General features: G+C 72.4%; 15 protein-coding genes. 7 read left to right on the plus strand and 8 right to left on the minus strand.

The window, feature by feature from the left end; all coding sequences use genetic code 11:
- Positions 1 to 14 precede the first annotated feature (14 nt).
- Positions 15 to 1493, minus strand: a complete 1479-nt coding sequence (locus ACIPSE_RS17425) for an ABC transporter permease (RefSeq protein WP_401663307.1) — start codon at positions 1491 to 1493, stop codon at positions 15 to 17.
- 213 nt (positions 1494 to 1706) lie between these two features.
- On the opposite strand from ACIPSE_RS17425, the gene ACIPSE_RS17430 reads away from it, so the two are divergent.
- On the plus strand, positions 1707 to 2840 hold the full coding sequence (locus ACIPSE_RS17430; protein WP_401663309.1) for a D-alanyl-D-alanine carboxypeptidase family protein: 1134 nt from the start codon (positions 1707 to 1709) through the stop codon (positions 2838 to 2840).
- A 264-nt stretch (positions 2841 to 3104) separates the two neighbouring features.
- Here the strand turns inward: ACIPSE_RS17430 and ACIPSE_RS17435 are convergent, their stop codons facing one another.
- Positions 3105 to 3863: an SDR family oxidoreductase gene (locus ACIPSE_RS17435; RefSeq protein WP_401663311.1), complete on the minus strand. Its 759-nt coding sequence runs from the start codon at positions 3861 to 3863 to the stop codon at positions 3105 to 3107.
- Between the two features lie 151 nt (positions 3864 to 4014).
- On the opposite strand from ACIPSE_RS17435, the gene ACIPSE_RS17440 reads away from it, so the two are divergent.
- Positions 4015 to 5655: an alkaline phosphatase D family protein gene (locus tag ACIPSE_RS17440; protein WP_401663313.1), complete on the plus strand. Its 1641-nt coding sequence runs from the start codon at positions 4015 to 4017 to the stop codon at positions 5653 to 5655.
- Positions 5656 to 5721: 66 nt separating this feature from the next.
- On the opposite strand, the gene ACIPSE_RS17445 is transcribed toward ACIPSE_RS17440, so the two are convergent.
- Positions 5722 to 6735 (minus strand): Gfo/Idh/MocA family protein, encoded by a 1014-nt coding sequence (locus tag ACIPSE_RS17445; RefSeq protein WP_401663315.1) that lies wholly within the window; start codon positions 6733 to 6735, stop codon positions 5722 to 5724.
- Positions 6736 to 6861: 126 nt separating this feature from the next.
- Here ACIPSE_RS17445 and ACIPSE_RS17450 point away from each other — a divergent pair, with 126 nt between their 5' ends.
- The 5 genes from ACIPSE_RS17450 (at position 6862) to ACIPSE_RS17470 (ending at position 12643) form a co-directional block, all read left to right on the plus strand.
- Positions 6862 to 8217: a multidrug effflux MFS transporter gene (locus tag ACIPSE_RS17450; RefSeq protein ID WP_401663317.1), complete on the plus strand. Its 1356-nt coding sequence runs from the start codon at positions 6862 to 6864 to the stop codon at positions 8215 to 8217.
- Complete coding sequence (locus tag ACIPSE_RS17455) at positions 8169 to 9344, plus strand: serine hydrolase domain-containing protein (protein ID WP_401663319.1); 1176 nt, start codon at positions 8169 to 8171, stop codon at positions 9342 to 9344. Before ACIPSE_RS17450 ends, ACIPSE_RS17455 begins: the two co-directional genes overlap by 49 nt.
- A gap of 621 nt (positions 9345 to 9965) precedes the next feature.
- Positions 9966 to 10961: a small ribosomal subunit Rsm22 family protein gene (locus ACIPSE_RS17460; protein ID WP_401663321.1), complete on the plus strand. Its 996-nt coding sequence runs from the start codon at positions 9966 to 9968 to the stop codon at positions 10959 to 10961.
- Between the two features lie 159 nt (positions 10962 to 11120).
- A complete protein-coding gene (locus ACIPSE_RS17465; RefSeq protein WP_401663324.1) occupies positions 11121 to 11744 on the plus strand; it encodes a TetR/AcrR family transcriptional regulator in 624 nt (207 codons plus the stop codon).
- Between the two features lie 164 nt (positions 11745 to 11908).
- Positions 11909 to 12643 carry a bifunctional DNA primase/polymerase gene (locus ACIPSE_RS17470; protein WP_401663327.1) on the plus strand — a complete coding sequence of 245 codons (735 nt, stop codon included), beginning with the start codon at positions 11909 to 11911 and terminating at the stop codon, positions 12641 to 12643.
- 21 nt (positions 12644 to 12664) lie between these two features.
- Here ACIPSE_RS17470 and ACIPSE_RS17475 read toward each other — a convergent pair whose 3' ends face one another.
- The 5 genes from ACIPSE_RS17475 to ACIPSE_RS17495 all read right to left on the minus strand — a co-directional run bounded on the left by ACIPSE_RS17475 (position 12665) and on the right by ACIPSE_RS17495 (position 17839).
- Entirely contained in the window at positions 12665 to 13669 is a 1005-nt protein-coding gene (locus ACIPSE_RS17475) for a hypothetical protein (RefSeq protein ID WP_401663330.1), read from the minus strand.
- Positions 13620 to 14501 (minus strand): iron uptake transporter permease EfeU, encoded by an 882-nt coding sequence (gene efeU, locus ACIPSE_RS17480; protein ID WP_401663332.1) that lies wholly within the window; start codon positions 14499 to 14501, stop codon positions 13620 to 13622. The genes ACIPSE_RS17475 and efeU overlap by 50 nt, the downstream gene beginning before the upstream one ends.
- Positions 14501 to 15739, minus strand: a complete 1239-nt coding sequence (gene efeB / locus ACIPSE_RS17485; protein WP_401663335.1) for an iron uptake transporter deferrochelatase/peroxidase subunit — start codon at positions 15737 to 15739, stop codon at positions 14501 to 14503. The genes efeU and efeB overlap by 1 nt, the downstream gene beginning before the upstream one ends.
- A 16-nt stretch (positions 15740 to 15755) precedes the next feature.
- On the minus strand, positions 15756 to 16910 hold the full coding sequence (gene efeO / locus ACIPSE_RS17490) for an iron uptake system protein EfeO (protein ID WP_401663337.1): 1155 nt from the start codon (positions 16908 to 16910) through the stop codon (positions 15756 to 15758).
- A gap of 104 nt (positions 16911 to 17014) precedes the next feature.
- Positions 17015 to 17839: a heme ABC transporter ATP-binding protein gene (locus tag ACIPSE_RS17495; RefSeq protein ID WP_401663340.1), complete on the minus strand. Its 825-nt coding sequence runs from the start codon at positions 17837 to 17839 to the stop codon at positions 17015 to 17017.
- Positions 17840 to 17853: the final 14 nt, after the last annotated feature.

Raw genomic sequence — 17853 nt, forward strand, 5'->3', positions numbered from 1 at the left:
CGGCCCGGGGGGTGCTACGAGACGCTGCGCAGCGCGTCCGCCGGGCGCATCCGGGAGGCGCGCCAGCCGCCCATGGCCCCGGCGATCAGACCGCCGGCCACCGCGAGGCCCACGGCGAGGGCGATGGTGGTGAGCTGGACGGGCGCGGTGAGCGCGATCTCCATGGTGTTCTGCGCGGACTGCTGGCCCATGCCGCCACCGCCACCGGGACCGCCGCCCATGCCGCCACCGCCACCGCCGCCGGAGCTGCCGAGCTGGGCGGTCAGGGTCGGGCTGATCGCGGTCACGGTGTACGCCGCGGCGAGACCGAGGGCGATACCGAGGGCGCCGCCGAGCAGACCGTTCACGATGGACTCGCCGACGACCTGCCGGGTCACCCGGCGGCTGGGCCAGCCGAGCGCCTTCAGGGTGCCGAACTCACGCACCCGGCGGGAGACGGCGGACGAGGTCAGCAGCGCGGCCACCAGGAACGCGGCGACGAGCACGGCGATCGACAGCCACTTGCCGACGCTGGTCGCGAGGTTCGAGGCGGTGGACAGCGAGCCGGAGACGGTCTCGGCGAGATCGGCGGAGGTCGTGACCGTCGTACCGGAGATGTTCTTCTGGATCGCGGCCTTGACGGAGTCGATCTTCTGGGAGTCGGTCGCCTTGACGTAGATCGTGGTGACCTGGTTCTTGGCGTCGGCGAGCGTCTGGGCCTGCTTCAGCGGGAGGTAGACGTCCGTGGTGGACTCGCTGCTGGAGGCCGTCGCGATGCCGATGATCGTGTACTTGGTCCCGGAGATCTTGATGGTCTTGCCGAGCTTGTACTTGTTCTCCTTGGCGTACGACTTGCTGAGCACCGCGACCTTGGCGTTGGTCTGCGAGGCCGAGAAGGTCTTGCCGGAGGTGATCTCCATGCCGGCCAGCGGGCCCACCGTCTGGTCGGTGACGTCCACGCCGGAGACGGAGTAGGAGTTCACGTCGAAGGAGGCGCCGCCGCCCTGGACGTTCGGCATGGCGGTGCTGTTGCCGCCGCCGCTGCCACCGGGGCCGCCCTGGGACTGGCCGCTGCTGCCGGACGAGGACTGCGCCTTGCCCTGGGTGAAGGAACCGTCGACCTTGGTGACGTTCAGGCTGATCGCGCCGACCGCGTTGGCCACACCGGCCTGCTGGGCGACCTTGGTGACGAGCGCGGACTTCAGGGCCTGGCCGCCCTGGGTCATCACCCGGTCCGAGCTCTGGGTGTCGTCGGAGTCGTTCGACGTGGCGTCGAACTCGAAGTTCGGTCTGCCGGAACTGTTGTCGGTGGGCGCCGAACGGGCCTTGGTCACCGTCATGTCGGTGCCGAGACCGTAGAGGGACTGCAGGACCTTGTCCTGAGCCTGCGTCATGCCGGCCGACACCGAGTTGACGGTGATGACCAGCGCGATACCGAGCGCCAGACCGAGGGCGATGACCAGAGCGGCCTTCTTGCGCCGACCCAGTTCGCGCTTGAGATAGATGCCAAACATCCCGTTCCTCGAAGGTTCTTGGCGCCCGCTGTGGGCGCGGCCACAACCTAGGGAGGAACCTTTGAGCGGCACTGAGTAAAGGATGTGTGAGAACTGAGAATGCGGGAGCCGTTTTCAGAATTGGATAAGACAGCTCATTCCTAAGCTGTGGAGGGTCTGTTGCCAGGAAACCGTTGTTGGATCGGGTTTCCCTTCGCGAGGAGCGGCTTTTCTTTGAACCACCTGTCCAGAAGGTCACTGCTGGCCCTCGCCGCGTCCGTTCCCCTCGCCGCGTCCGTTCCCCCGGCCGCCGCGGCTCCCGCGGAGGCGGCCTCCGCGGTCGTCGGGGGCGCACGGCTCGCCCGGGACGGAGTTCAGGTCAGCGGGGCCACCGGTCTGCCGAAGAAGCTCAGCGCCCGCGCCTGGATGATCGCCGACGGCGACACCGGGGAGGTCCTCGCCTCCTACCGGGCGCACCGGCGCATGGCCCCGGCGTCGACCCTGAAGATGCTCTTCGCGCTGACCGTCCTGCCGAAATTCGAGCGCACCGACCGGCACAAGGTCACCGCCGCCGAGATCGCCGATGTTCCGTCCGGTTCCAGCCTCGTCGGCGTCCGGGCCGGATTCACCTACACCGTCGAGCAGTTGTGGCAGGGCGTCTTCCTGCGCTCCGGCAACGACGCCGTCCACGTCCTCGCCCACATGAACGGCGGCCTGGACCGGACCGTCGCCGAGATGCAGACCGCGGCCGGTGACCTGCTGGCCCTGGACACCCATGTCGCCAGCCCCGACGGCTTCGACCACAGGAACCAGCTCTCCTCCGCGTACGACCTCACGCTCTTCGCCCGCAAGGGACTTGAGGACGCCGACTTCCGCGAGTACTGCGCGACGCGGACCGCCGACTTCCCCGCGAACGCGAGCGGCCGGAAGACCTTCCAGATCCAGAACACCGACCGTCTGCTCACGGGGAGTTACGGCGTCGAGACGTACGACGGGCTCATCGGCGTCAAGAACGGCTATACCAGCAACGCCGGGAACACCTTCACCGGCGCCGCCACCCGTGACGGCCGCACCCTGATCGTCACCGTGCTGCACCCCACGAGCGGCTACAACGCCGTCTACGAGGAGACGGCCGCGCTGCTCGACTGGGGCTTCGGCAAGGGGAGTTCGGCGCGTGCGGTGGGGGAGCTGGTGACCGCGGCGAGCCAGGCGAGCCCCGCACCGGCCCGCAGCGGTGCGGCCGGGGCGTCGGGGGCGGCGGCGAGGAGCGGTGGCTCGTCGTCCCTGCCGCTGCTCGAAGGGGCCGCGGGTGTCGTCGCGTTGGCGGCGGGCGGGGCGTACGCGCTGCGCAGGCTCCGCCGGGGCTGACGTCTGCGGCAGCCGTTCCCCGCACCGGTGTGCACCTCGCGGTCCCACGCGAGGCCCACCCCCACCCGGTGCGTGGGAACGGCTGCCGTCTCCCCCCTCGGTTTGGTCCGTGGGAGCCGTCGGCTCCAAGTGTGAAGCTTTGGTGTAGGAGAGTTGAGCATAAGTCCGCCATCGGCCGCAATGGGTGCGGAGTGAACAACTCCGGTTGTGCACGTTGTGGAGCCTCCGGACCGTCCTGACGGCCCCGGCGGCCACCGCGCCGGCTCAGCCGCGCCCCACGTACGGCATCGCCGTCGCCAGCACCGTCGCGAACTGCACGTTCGCCTCCAGCGGCAGCTCCGCCATGTGCCGCACCGTGCGCGCCACGTCGGCGACGTCCATCACCGGCTCCGGTGCCACCTCGCCGTTCGCCTGGAGCGCCCCGGTCCCCATCCGCCGGGTCATGTCCGTCGCCGCGTTGCCGATGTCGATCTGCCCGACCGCGATGCCGTACGCCCGCCCGTCCAGCGACAGCGACTTGGTGAGCCCGGTCAGCGCGTGCTTGGTCGCGGTGTAGGCGACGGACAGCGGGCGCGGGGTGTGCGCGGAGACCGACCCGTTGTTGATGATCCGCCCGCCGCGCGGCTCCTGCTCCTTCATCTGCCGGTACGCCGCCTGCGCGCACAGGAACGCCCCGTTGAGGTTGGTGTCCACCACGTGCCGCCACGCGTCGTACGACAGCTCCTCCACCGGCACCCCGCCGGGCCCGAACGTCCCCGCGTTGTTGAACAGCAGATCCACCCGCCCGAACCGCTCCACGGTCGCCGCGAACAGCGCGGCCACCTCGTCGGGCAGTGAGACGTCGGTCCGTACGGCGAGACGGTCGCCGTCGGGTGCGAGCGCGGACGTCTCCTCCAGGGCCTCGGTGCGTCGTCCGGCCAGCGCCACCGACCAGCCGGTGCGCAGCAGTTCCACGGCGACGGCGCGTCCGATGCCGGAACCGGCGCCGGTCACCACGGCGATCCTCGATGCGGTTGCAGTCATGGCATCGCAGCGTACGGGAGGGGTGTCCCGCACCGCGGAACTCATGAGTCCGCCACGTGGATGTCATGTACGCGTCTGGCTGATGTCGTCCCCGGCCACTCCAATGCCTCGTGCACCGACATTCCACCGGGCCACAGGGGAAGGACCGTCCATGACCTCCGCCGCACGACCGTCCCGGCACGCCCCCGAACTCCGCTCCGTCGCACGCCATGTGAGCCGCCGTCGGTTCCTCACCGGCACCGCCGCCGCGGCGGCGCTCGCCTTCGCCGTGAACCTGCCCGCCGCCGGCACCGCGTCCGCCGCCGAACTCGACCCCGCGCGGCTCACCGCCGACCCGTTCACCCTCGGCGTGGCCTCCGGCGACCCCGGACCCGACTCCGTCCTGCTCTGGACGCGCCTGGCGCCCGCCCCCTACCAGCCCGACGGCGGGCTCCCCGCCGAGCGGGTCCCCGTGCGCTGGGAGGTCGCCCTGGACGAGCGGTTCCGCGCGGTCGTCCGGCGCGGCGAGAGCACCGCCCACCCCGAGTTCCACCACACCCTGCACGTCGAGGTCGACCGCCTCGCCCCCGGCCGCACCTTCTACTACCGCTTCCGCGCGGGCAGTTGGATCAGTCCCGTCGGCCGCACCCGCACCGCGCCCCCCGAGCACGCCCACGGCCCCGGCCTCACCTTCGCGCTCGCCTCCTGCCAGCGCTACGACCAGGGCCACTGGACCGCCTACGGGCACCTCGCCCAGGACGACGTCGACGTGGTCCTGCACCTCGGCGACTACCTCTACGAGTACGCCGTCTCCTCCGTCGGCGGCGCCCGCGCCTACCCCGCCGGGACGCTGCCCGACCTCTTCGGCCACGAGACGAAGACCCTGGAGGACTACCGGCTGCGGTACGCCCTCTACAAGAGCGACCCCGACCTGAGGGCCGCGCACGCCGCCCACCCCTTCGTCGTCACCTGGGACGACCACGAGACCGAGAACAACTACGCGGGCGACACCGACGAGAGCGGCGGCCCCGCCGAGGAGTTCCTGCTGCGCCGGGCCGCCGCCTACCGGGCGTACTGGGAGAACATGCCGCTGCGCCGCCCCCAGCTGCCCGACGGCCCCGACCTGCGCCTGTACCGGCGTCTGCACTGGGGCCGGCTCGCCCAGTTCGACGTCCTCGACACCCGCCAGTACCGCTCGAACCAGGCCTACGGCGACGGCTGGCAGTACCCGGGACCGGAGTCGCAGGACCCGGCCCGCACGCTCACGGGGGACGCGCAGGAGCGCTGGCTGATCGACGGCTGGCACCGCTCCGACGCGGTGTGGAACGTCGTACCGCAGCAGGTCACCTTCTCCCGCCGGTACACCACCACCACGCTGCCGGCCAAGGTCTCCATGGACTCCTGGGACGGCTACCCGGCCTCCCGCGAGCGGGTGCTCGCGGGCGCCGAGGCGGCCGGGATCGGGAACCTGATGGTCCTCACCGGCGACGTCCACGTGGCCTACGGCTTCGACATCAAGCGGGACTTCGAGGACCCGGGGTCGAGGACGCTGGGCACCGAGATCGTCACCACCTCGGTCAGCAGCGGCGGCGACGGCTCCGAGAAGCCGTCGAACTGGGCCGCCCACCTCGCCGCCAACCCGCATCTGAGGTTCTACAACGGGCAGCGCGGCTACGCGACGGTGGCCCTGGACCGGGAGCTGGCGCGGATCGACTACAAGACCGTGCCGTACGTGACCACGCAGGGCGCGCCGCTCACGACGTACGCGTCCTTCGTGACGGAGGCGGGTGAACAGGGGCTCAAGCCGGCGTGACCCCGCCCCCGGTCCAGCTCCCGGTCCCGGCCCGGTTCGGCTCCCGGTCTTGGTCCAGGTCCCGGTTCAGGCCGCGGTGCCGGTCTCGGAGGGGTAGCGGACGCCGACGCGGTCCCGGATCGCGTCGAGCGTCCGCATCACGGCGAGGGTGCCCTCCAGCGGGACGAGCGGGGATTCGCTCTCCCTGGCCCGCAGCGCGCGCATGACCTCGGCGGCCTCGTGCTTGAGGCTGTTGCGCGGTCCGTCGGACGGGTCGGCCTTGACGGTCTCGGGATCGCGACCGTCGCGGTGCAGGACGAAGTGGTCCGGGAAGAAGAAGCCGTTGGGCACGTCGATCCGGCCGAGCGACCCGGTGATCGATGCCGAGTTCGACGTACCGCCGACGATGGAGCAGTGCACCGAGGCGAGAGCGCCGCTCTCGTAGGAGAGCAGTGCTCCGGTCTGGAGATCGACGCTCTCGGGGGAGAGCACCGCTCTCGCGGCGATGTCCGAGGGCTCACCGAGGACGAGATGCGCGAAGGACACCGGGTACACCCCGAGGTCGAGCAGCGCGCCCCCGCCCTGGAGCGGGTCGCGCAGCCGGTGCGAGGGCGGGAACGGCCCGGCCAGCCCGAAGTCGGCCTGGACGGTGCGCACCTCGCCGATGGCGCCGTCGTCCACCAGGGACTTCATGCGCCGGACGAGCGGATTGCAGTACATCCACATCGCCTCCATCAGGAACCGGTCGTGCCGTTTCGCGAGCGCGACCAGTTCCCCGGCCTCCTGGGCGTTCAGCGTGAACGCCTTCTCGCACAGCACGTTCCGCCCGGCCTCCAGACACAGCCCGGCGGCGGCGCGGTGCGCCGAGTGCGGGGTCGCGACGTACACGACGTCGATGTCCTCGTCGGCCGCGAGCGCGGCCCAGTCGCCGTACGCCCGCCCGATCCCGAACCGTTCCGCGAACGCGTCCGCCGACTCCTGCGAGCGCGAGGCGACGGCGACCACCTCCGCGTCCGGCAGATCGACCAGGTCGGCCGTGAACGCGGCGGCGATCCCGCCGGTCGCCAGAATCCCCCAGCGCACCCTGCCCTGCTCCGTCATCCCGGTCCCGCCCTCACTCGCCCGGCCTTCGCCACCTTGTACGAACTGAGAGCATAGGTGGCGCACCGCACGAACGATCAGGGACAGCCGGCCGCGGACAGCCGACCGGCGACAGGGGAGGGGCACATGCCCGAGCGCCGGGTGCCGATGGCGCACAGACCACAGGCGGCCGGACCGGAGACGGGCGGACCGCAGGCGGGTGGACCGGAAGCGGCCGGACCGAGGGCGGGCGTGCCCAAGGAGGGCTCCGCCGCTCCCGCCGGGCGCCGCACCAGCCTCCTCGTCACCTTCGTGCTCGGCGGTCTGACGGCGACACCGCCGCTGGCGATGGACATGTACCTGCCCGCGCTGCCCGAGGTCACCGGGTCCCTGAACGCCCCCGCCGCGACCGTCCAGCTCACCCTCACCGCCTGTCTCGCCGGCATGGCCCTCGGGCAGCTGGTCGTCGGCCCGATGAGCGACCGCTGGGGCCGTCGCCGCCCGCTGCTGACCGGCCTCGTCGTCTACGTCCTCGCCACGGTCCTGTGCGCCCTCGCCCCGACCGTCGAGACCCTCGTGGCCTTCCGGCTGCTCCAGGGGCTCGCGGGCGCGGCCGGGATCGTCATCGCGCGGGCCGTCGGCCGCGACCTCTACGACGGCGTGGCCATGGCCCGCTTCTTCTCCACCCTCATGCTCATCGGCGGCGTCGCGCCGATCGTCGCGCCGGTCATAGGCGGCCAGGTGCTGCGGGTGACGGACTGGCGGGGCGTGTTCGCCGTCCTCACGGTCATCGGGGCCGCGCTCGCCTTCCTGGTGTGGGCGAGGCTGCCCGAGACGCTCCCCGTGGAGTCGCGCCACGCGGGCGGCGTGGGCGAGGCGCTGCGCTCGATGCGCGCGCTGCTCGCGGACCGCCTGTTCACCGGGTACACGCTCGCGGGCGGCTTCGCCTTCGCGGCGCTGTTCGCGTACGTCGCGGCGAGCCCGTTCGTGATCCAGGAGATCTACGGCGCCTCCCCGCAGACCTTCAGCCTGCTCTTCGGCGTCAACTCGGTCGGGCTCGTGGCCGTCGGCCAGCTCAACGGCAAGGTGCTCGTCGGCCGCGTCAGCCTGGAGAAGGTCTTCGGCGTCGGGCTGGTCACCGTCGTGATCGCGGCGGTCGCGCTGCTGCTGATGGCGACCGGCGTCTTCGGCGAGGTGGGCCTGGTGCCCGTCGCCGCGGCCCTCTTCGTCCTGATGTCCGCGATGGGCATCACCCTGCCCAATTCCCAGTCCCTGGCCCTGCTGCGCACCAAGCACTCCGCCGGCGCCGCCTCCGCCCTGCTCGGCACCACCTCCTTCCTCATCGGCGCGGTCGCCTCCCCGCTGGTCGGAGTGGCCGGCGAGGACACCGCCGTCCCCATGGCGGTCGTCCAGACGGTGGCCGCACTGGTAGCGCTTGCCTGTTTCATGGGAATGTGCCGTCCTTGGAACAGACGTGCGAGTGTGGAGGGAGTGGAGAGCTGAGCGCACCGAGACTGCGCCACGACACACCGGAACGGGCGGGACTGGACCCGGGGGAGCTGCACCACCTCGTCCAGGACGTCCACGGCCTCACCGCCGGCGAGCGTCCCTGGGCGCCCGGCGCGGTCCTGGTCGCCGGACGGGGCCCCGTGGTGGCCGTGGAGGAGGCGAGCGGCTGGGCGGTCCGCTACGCGTCCTACGACCCCGGCACCGACGAGGGCCTGGAACTCGCCGGGCGCACCCGTGTCCCGATGACCCGCGACACCCCCTTCGACCTCGCCTCCCTCACCAAACTCTTCACAGCCGTCGCCGCGGTGCAGCAGATCGAGCGCGGCACCCTCGGCATCGACGCCCGCGTCGGCGCCTACCTGCCCGACTTCGCCGCTGCCGCCGCACACGGCACCACGGTCCGCGAACTCCTCACCCACACCTCGGGGATGCGCCCCGAACTCCCCCTGTACGACTGTGCCGACGACGAGGGACGGCTGGCCCTGCTCCGCGCGGAGCCGCCCGTCGGCGTGCCCGGCACCTACTGCTACTCCGACCTCAACTTCCTGCTCCTGCAACACGTCCTGGAACGGGTCACCGGGCGGGGCCTGGACACCCTCGTCCATGACGGCATCACCCGCCCCCTCGGCATGGCCGCCACCCGCTTCGGCCCCTGCCCCGGCGCGGCGGCCACCGAGGACCAGCGCATCCCCTGGGCCAAGGCCGAGCGCGGGATGCTGCGCGGGGTCGTCCACGACGAGAACGCCTGGTCGCTCGGGGGCGTCGCCGGGCACGCGGGCCTCTTCTCCACCGGCCAGGACCTCGCCGTCTTCTGCCGGGCGCTGCTCGGGGGCGGGGCGTACGGGACCGCCCGCGTCCTCGGGCCCGACTTCGTCGACCTCCTCCTCACCCCGCCCGGCCTCGGCTTCGCCCTCGACCAGCCCTGGTTCATGGGCGAGCTCGCCGGCCGCGGTGCCGCCGGCCACACCGGCTTCACCGGCACGTCCCTGGTCCTGGACCGGGCCACGGACACGTTCCTGATCCTGCTCGCGAACACGGTCCACCCCCGGCGCAGACCACCGGACAGCGGCCCCCGGGCCCGAGCGGCGACACGGGTGGCACGGGCGGTACGGGGGAGCTGAGCGGGGGTCGGGGGAGCCGGGAGGGACCGAAGGGGGAGAGGGAGCGGGCCGGCGTTCGCGGGAGGGAGCCCGTGGCGGGACCCGTACCGGAGGCCGGGCGGGGTTCCCCGGTGCACCGGGGGAGCCAGGCGGGGGTCTCGGGGAGCTTGAGGGGAGCTGTCCCGGGGAGCCGGGCGAGGTTTCGCGGGGAACGCGGTGGGGCTCTACGGGGAGGTGACCGGGATGCCATGGGGCAGGGGCTCATCGGGACCTGTCCTGGTGCGTCGAACGGGATCCACGGCGGTGACGGGCGCGATCCGCGGGGCGGCCGAGGGAAGGTCACGGTGGACCGCGGCGGAACCCGTCCTGGGGAGCCGACCCGGATCCACGGGAGGCTGAGCGGATTCAGGGGAGTGCGGTGAACCCGCCCCGGGGAGCCGAGTGAGCCTCAGGGGCGGCTCGGCGGGACCCGTTCCGGGGTGCCGGGCGGGATTCAGGGGCTGGGCCGGGGCCACGGGAGGTCGGGTGTGATCCATGCGGTGGCCGAGGCGAGGTCGCGGGTTCGTCCCGGGGCGCCGGGCGGGATCGGTGGGGGCGCCCGGCGGGAGTCCGGTGGGTGCCGGCGGAACTAGAATCGCCCGGGTGAACGCCCCTGTACCCCCGTCCGTCTCCCCGGCCGAGACCCTGCGTGCCACCCTCGCCGGGCTTCTCGACGGTCTTCCGCCGAAGCGGGCCGCGCAGGCCGTGGACCGGCTGATCGCCGCCTACCGCGGGGCCACCCCGACCGACGCGCCGATCCTGCGGGACCGCGCGGACGTGGCCGCGTACGCCGCGTACCGGATGCCGGCGACGTTCGAGGCGGTGCGGGCGGCGCTGGGCGCGTTCGCGGACGCCGTGCCGCGGTGGACGCCGTCCAGTCACGTGGACGTGGGGGGCGGCACCGGGGCCGCGACCTGGGCGGTCGGGGCGACCTGGCCGGGGGAGCGGAGCGTCACGGTGCTGGACTGGGCCGAGCCCGCGCTCGCCCTGGGCCGGGAGATCGCCGCGGCGAACCCGGCGCTGGCGGGGGCGGTGTGGCAGCGCTCTCGTATCGGAGCGGCGCTCACGATCGAGAGCACCGATCTCGTCACCGTTTCCTACGTCCTCAACGAACTCACCCCCGCCGACCGCACCGCCCTCGTCGACGCCGCCGCGACCGCCGCCCGGTCGGTCGTGATCGTGGAGGCGGGGACGCCGGACGGGTACGCGCGCGTGCTGGAGGCCAGGACCCGGCTCGTCGAGGCCGGGTTCCGCGTCGCCGCGCCCTGTCCGCACAGCGAGGCGTGCCCGATCGTCCCCGGCGCGGACTGGTGCCACTTCTCCGCCCGGGTCAGCCGCTCCTCCCTGCACCGGAAGGTCAAGGGCGGCTCCCTCCCGTACGAGGACGAGAAGTTCAGCTACGTCGCCGCGACCCGCGTCCCGGTGTCCCCGGCGCCCTCCCGGGTGGTCCGCCGCCCCCAGATCCGCAAGGGCCAGGTCCTCCTCGACCTCTGCGGCACCGAACCGTCCCTGACCCGCGCCACGGTCACCAAACGCCACGGCGATCTGTACAAGGCGGCCCGGGACGCCGACTGGGGCGACGCCTGGCCCCCGCACTGACGTCTCCCCCCGGCCGCCCCTTCCCGTCCCGACCCTGGGCGCTGCCGCCCCCGGACCCCCGCTGTCGGCCCCGGACCCTGCTGTCGCCCCCGGACCCCCCTGCGGGAACCGGCGGCCGAGGCGAGACGCCCCGTCTCACCCGCTTGGTACCGTCGCCCCATGTCCAACCGGCCCACCCCCGACACCGCGCGCCGCAGCGACAGGTCCCGTCGCGCGATCTACGCCGCCGCCCTCGCCCTCGTCGCCGAGGTCGGCTACCCGAAGACGACCGTCGAGGGCATCGCCGCCCGCGCGGGCGTGGGCAAGCAGACGATCTACCGCTGGTGGAACTCGAAGGCGGACGTCCTGCTGGAGGCGTTCCTCGACCTGAGCGAGCAGGCCGACCGGGCGGCGGGCGAGGTGCCGTACACGATTCCGGACACCGGTGATCTCGCCGCCGATCTGAAGGGCGTCCTGCGGCTCACCGTGGATCAGCTCTACGACCCCGCCTTCGAGGCCCCCTCCCGCGCTCTCGCCGCGGAGGGCGTCGTCAACGAGGAGGTGGGCCGGCGGTTCGTCGCCCGGCTCCTCGAACCCTCGCTCCAGCTCTACGTGGACCGGCTGCGCGCCGCCCAGGACGCGGGCCAGGTGCGCGCGGGCGTCGACCCCCGGATCGCGCTCGAACTCTTCGTCTCCCCGCTCGCCCAGCGCTGGCTCCAGCGCACCGGCCCCGTCGACCACGCCTACACGGACACCCTCGTCGACTACGCGCTCCACGGGCTGGCGCCGAGGGACGCCACATGAGAGATCCGGCACCTTCACATGCCCGCAAAGCGGGTGATGTCGCCCGTCCTCACTCGCGATGCGCCCTGCCCCACCCACCCCGCTTGCGGGCTCCGGCCCCCGGAGGCGCAGGATGGTGGGACCATAGGGCATGCTGTCCGCACCACAGCGAGGCGAGGCGATAGATGAGCGCGGAGTTCGGCGGCCGAACCGGTCTGCGGGGCAGACTCACCCGGTGGCTGCGCGGCGGCGACGCGGAGCCGCCCGCCGACACCGGCGGACGTGAGGCCCTGCTGCTGGCCGCCGCCGGAGCGGGACTGCCGCTCGCGCCCGCCGCGCACCCCACGCCCACCTACCGGTGTTCCTGCGACCGCGTCGGCTGTCCGACGCCGGGCCGGCACCCGGTCTCCTTCGCCTGGCAGACGCAGTCGACCACCGACCGCGCCCAGATCGAACGCTGGGCCCGCCATCAGCCCCAGGCCAACTTCATCACCGCCACCGGCATGGTCCACGACGTGCTCGACGTGCCGCTGGAGGCCGGTCAGGAGGCCCTGGAGCGGCTCCTCGGCTCCGGTGTCGAGGTCGGTCCGGTCGCCGTGACCAGCGACGGCCGCCTCCTCTTCTTCACCCTCACCCGCGGCACCCCCGAGGACGAGGACGAGTGGTGGCCCTGCGAGCTGGACTGCCACCCCGAGACGATGGACGAGCACCCGGGCCTGCGCTGGCACTGCCGCGGCTCCTACGTCCTCGTCCCCCCGGCCAGGCTGCCCGGCGACGGGAGTGTGCGGTGGATGCGCGGGCCCGAACACCCGCTGCCCGACCCGCTGAGCCTGCTGGAGGTCCTCACCGACGCCTGCTCCCGCCACGCGGGCGAGGAGTCCGAGGACCACGTGTCGGCGGGCTGGCCCCTGCGCCACTGATGCGCCGACGGGCGGCGGGCGCTACTCGCCCTTCGCCGCCGTCAGCCCCTGGATACGGCTGAGCACCGTCACCCGGCCCCCGTTCCCGGCCGGGTCCAGGGCGATCTCGTTCGACACGTACTCCAGCGTCAGGGACTGCTTGACCTCGCCGGTCATCAGGGCCTCGATGGACGGCGTCGTGGGCAGGGCCGTACCGGTCGCGGCGGTCTGCTTCTGGTAGTGCCGGGTGGCGAAGAACACGGCCGCGCCGCCGTCGGCGGTGCGCAGCGCGAGCGGGGCGTGGTCGCCGCCGGTCAGCGACTCGTCGATGTACTGCGTGGCCCGGCCCGGCTTGCTGGCGTCCTTCTGCCGCTGGGCGCGCCAGCCGCTGGTGTGCGCGCCGTCCGCGAAGGCCTCGCCCTCGCCGTCGTCCAGGTACCGCGCGTAGTCCTGGCTCAAGTCCTTCGGGGACACGGCGAGTTGGGCACTGTTCGCGGGGATCTCCTCGGCCCAGCCGTCCTGGTCGGTCTTGAACCGCGGTACGTCGTCCGGGGGGACCAGCGTCAAGTACGCGGCCTGGAACGGCTCGTCGAGGCCGTCACGGGTGAAGACGAACAGCCAGTGCGCGCTCCCGCCCTTGTTCGCGGTCGCGTCGGCGATGAACCAGCGGGGCCAGCCCGCCTTCTTCGGGATCGTGAACTCCGGGTCGGACAGCTCCAGCGGCGTGTGCGCGGGATTGCCGTCCGGGTGGGTCACCGAACCCGCCTTCAGCCGGGCCGAGTCGATGTCACCGAGAGCGCCCGTGACGTAGTCGGCGTCCAGGGAGCTGTCGTACGCCTTGTCGGCCGCGTTGTACGCGCTCGTGAACTCCTCCAGCGCCCTGGCGGCCTCGGCGCGGGTGGCCGAGGGGAGGACCTCGCGCTCCCCGTGGACCACCACGCACCCGCTCGCGGTCAGAGACAGAGCGGTCGCCGAGGCCGCTATCAGCACCCTCCGGTCAATCCGCCGAAGTCGACGTAGCCTTCGAGGGCTGCGATCCCTGCTCATCGGATCCCTTCACCTTCGCCTTACCGGAGGCGAACCCTACCGGGGCGAGGAACAGGGCGAGCGTCGGGACCAGGTACAGCAGCCACACCGTGACCTGGAGGACCGTGGGGTCCGGCTGGAAGTTGAAGACGCCCTTGAGCAGGGTGCCGTACCAGCTGTCCGGCGGGATCGTGTCGCTGATGTCGAAGGCCTTGGTGTTCAGGCCCGGCAGCCAGTCCGCCTCCTGCAAGTCGTGGAAGCCGTACGCGAGGACGCCCGCCGCGACCACGACGAGCATGCCGCCGGTCCAGGTGAAGAACTTGGCCAGGTTGATGCGCAGGGCGCCCCGGTAGAACAGCCAGCCCAGCACCACGGCCGTGGCGATGCCGAGCGCGACGCCGATCAGCGGGCGCGGGGTGCCGTCGCCCGCCGCACGCACCGAGGCCCACACGAACAGGGCCGTCTCCAGGCCCTCCCGGCCGACCGCGAGGAACGCGGTGGCGACCAGCGCGCCGGTGCCCATCCGGAGCGCCGCGTCCAGCTTGCCGTGCAGTTCGGAACGGAGATGCCGGGCGGTGCGCCGCATCCAGAAGACCATCCAGGTCACCAGGCCGACCGCGAGGACCGACAGCGACCCGCCGAGCGCCTCCTGTGCCTCGAACGTCAGCTCCTGGGAGCCGAATTCGAGGGCGCAGCCGAAGCCGAGGGCGAGCGCGACGGCGACCCCGATGCCGATCCAGATCGGCTTCAGCGCGTCCCGGCGGTCCGTCTTGACCAGGTAGGCGATGAGGATGCAGACGACGAGCGAGGCCTCCAGGCCCTCCCGCAGACCGATCAGGTAGTTGGAGAACATCAAACCTCCTTGGCCGTGAACAGCGTGCTGCCCCACCAGTCGCCGGAGTCCCGGACGCCCGGCGGGACGGCGAAGACCGCCGAACCCACGTGCTGGATGTACTCGTTGAGGTCGTCGGTGGCCAGGTTGCGCTGGATCCGGACGAATCCCTCGCGCACGTCCCGCTGGTAGGCGAGGAAGAACAGTCCCGCGTCCAGCCGTCCGAGCCCGTCCGTGCCGTCCGTGAAGGAGTAGCCGCGGCGCAGGATCGTCGCCCCGTGGTTGGAGTCGGGGTGGGCGAGCCGGACATGGGCGGTGGGCAGCATCGCCTTCAGGAACGGTTCGTCGCGTTCCTCGGCCTTGCCGACGGGGGCGCCTTCGCCCTTGTCGCGTCCGATGATGTCCTCCTGCTCCTGGAGCGAGGTGCGGTCCCAGGTCTCGATGTGCATGCGGATGCGCCGGGCCACGAGGTACGACCCGCCTGCCATCCACTCCGGGCCGTCGCTGTCGCCCACCCACACGTGCTTGTCCAGCCGGTCCGTCTCCGTCCCGGCGATGTTGCGGGTGCCGTCCTTGAACCCCATGAGGTTGCGCGGGGTCTGCGCCTCGGGCGTCGTCGAGGAGGTCTTGCCGAAGCCGAGCTGCGACCAGCGGACGGAGACCTTGCCGAAGCCGATGCGGGCGAGGTTGCGGATCGCGTGCACGGCGACCTGCGGGTCGTCCGCGCAGGCCTGGACGCACAGGTCGCCGTCGCTGCGGCCGGCGTCCAGGGCGTCCCCGGCGAACTTCGGCAGCTCGACGAGTGCTTCGGGACGGGAGTCCTCCAGCCCGAACCTCTCGAACAGGGACGGCCCGAACCCGATCGTGAGCGTCAGCCGCGACGGCTTCAGGCCCACCGCCTCGCCGGTGTCGTCCGGCGGTGCCTCGGGCAGTCCGCCGAACGCGCCCTCGCCGACGGTCTGTCCGCCGGTCATCCGCCGGGCGGCGACCGTCCAGTCCTTCAGCATCCGCACGAACTCGGCGCGGTCCTCGGTCTGTACGTCGAACGCGGCGAAGTGCAGCCGGTCCTGCACCGGGGTGGCGACCCCGGCCTGATGGGCGCCGTGGAAGGCGACGGCGCCGCCCGCCTCGGCCCCGGCCGGGCCGGCGTCGTCGCCGGCCCGGGCCATCGCCACCGCGCCGCCGGCCGCGGCGGCACCGAGCGCGAGCCCGGCACCGCCCCAGCCCAGCAGTGCGCGGCGGGAAGGAGATTCCGTCATGAGGTGCCCCCTCACGTCACTTGACGACAACGGCGGCGGCCAGCTTGGAGAGCGGCTCGGCGAGCGAGTTCACGGCGTCCGACAACTCCTTGCGATCGGCGTCGCCGACCTTGTCGTAGGAGGTGAACTCGTACGACGAGGTGTTCGGGCGGTACTTGTCGAGGAGCGCGTCGAGCGCGGCGAACTGCTTGTCCAGCTCGGTGACCAGGGCGGCGTCGTTCTCCTGGGCGACCGGCTTGAGCAGCTCGAAGGACTTCTCCGCGCCCTCGACGTTGGCCTTGAAGTCGACGAGGTCGGTGTGCGAGTAGCGCTCCTCCTCGCCGGTGACCTTGCCGGTGGCGACCTCGTCGAGGAGTTCCTTGGCGCCGTTGGCCATGGAGGTCGGGGTGATCTCCGCCTTGCCGACCCGCTTCTGCCAGTCGGTGAGGTCGGTGATGAGCTGGTCGGCGAGCTCGGAGTCCCGGGCGGTGAGCTTCTTGTCCTTCCACAGGGACTTCTCCAGGCGGTGCCAGCCGGTCCAGTCCGTGGCCGGGTCCTGGCCCTCCTCCAGACCGTCCTCGCGCACGTCGACCTTCGGGTCGATGTCACCGAAGGACTCGGCGACCGGCTCGGTGCGCTCCCAGCCGATGCGGGACGGCGCGTACGCCTTCTTCGCCGCCTCCAGGTCCCCGGCCTTGACGGCCTTGGCGAAGGTCTCGGCGAGCGGCAGCGTCTCGTCGGCCTGGGCCTGGACGTAGGACCGGTAGGCGGCGACGGCCTTGTCGAGGCGGGGGTCGCGCTTGGCGACGGTGCCACCGGTGGCCTTGACCTCCTGGCGTATGCCGTCGCCCTTCATGCCGGGCTTGCAGGCGATGGTGTACGTGCCGGCCTTGACCTCGGCGGTCACCCGCTGCTTGGTGCCGGGGCCGATGTTCTCCCGCTCGGTGACGACCCGGTCGTCGGGGAACAGGACGTAGACCTCGGTGACCTTGGATCCCTTGTTCTCGATGGCCAGCTCGACGTGCCCGGCCGGGAACTCCTTCTTCGACACCGTGCACGCGGTGTCGGTGGCGGTCACGTCGATCACCCGGTCGCCGTCGCCCGAGCCGCCCTTCTCGGTGCAGCCGGTGAGGGCGGTCAGGGCCACCACCGCGGCGGTGGCGGTGACGAGGGACAGTCTGGGGGCGGGCATACGAGCTCCTGAGGGTTGGTGAGGCTCGCCTAACTTATGCGAGCCTTATATGGGCGATGCCCAAAGGAAGGTCAAAGGAAGTTCAAAGGAAAGGTGAGGATGGCTCAAATGCTTCGTCTGGGGGTGATCAGAAGCTCCCCGTCGCGCAGCGGATGCGGGAACACCTCCACGGGCTGGTCGTAGACCTCCGACAGCAGCCGGTCCTCGAAGACGCCGGCCGGCGTCCCGTCGGCCGCCACCCGTCCCTCCCGCAACACCGCCACCCGGTCCGCGTACGCCGCCGCGAGCCCCAGGTCGTGCAGGACGACGACCACGGCGTCCCCCGCCCGCGCCCGCTCCCGGCACACCCTCAGCACCAGCTCCTGATGGCGCAGATCGAGTGCGGCCGTCGGCTCGTCCAGGAGCAGCAGCGGCGCCCGCTGCGCCAGCACCCGGGCCAGGGCCACCCGGGCCTTCTCGCCGCCGCTGAGCGCCGAGAACGACCGGGGCGCGAATTCGGCCACCTCCGTGCGCCGCATCGCCTCGGCCACCACCGCGTCGTCCTCGTCGGGCCCGACGGCCGCCCAGGGCGCCCGCCCCATCCGGACCACGTCCTCGACGCTGAACGGGAACGACAGCCCGGCGCTCTGCGGCAGCACCGCCCGGCGCAGGGCGAGTTCGGGCGCCGACCACTGCGCGGCGGGCCGCCCGTGCACCCGCACGACCCCCTCGCTCGCGGGCAGATCGGCGGCGAGCACCGACAACAGGGTCGATTTCCCCGCCCCGTTGGGCCCGACGAGAGCGAGCACCTCACCGGCGCGGACCGCGACCGAGACGCCCGAGAGCACCTCCCGGGAGCCGAGCCGGACACGCACCCCCTCGGCCTCGGCGAGGACGTCACCGGGGCGGGCGGGGGCGGGGGGAGCGGGGCGGGACCGGAGAAGCCTCATGCGGGGTTCCTTGG

This window comes from Streptomyces sp. NPDC090106 (assembly GCF_044747265.1).
GTDB lineage: Bacteria > Actinomycetota > Actinomycetes > Streptomycetales > Streptomycetaceae > Streptomyces.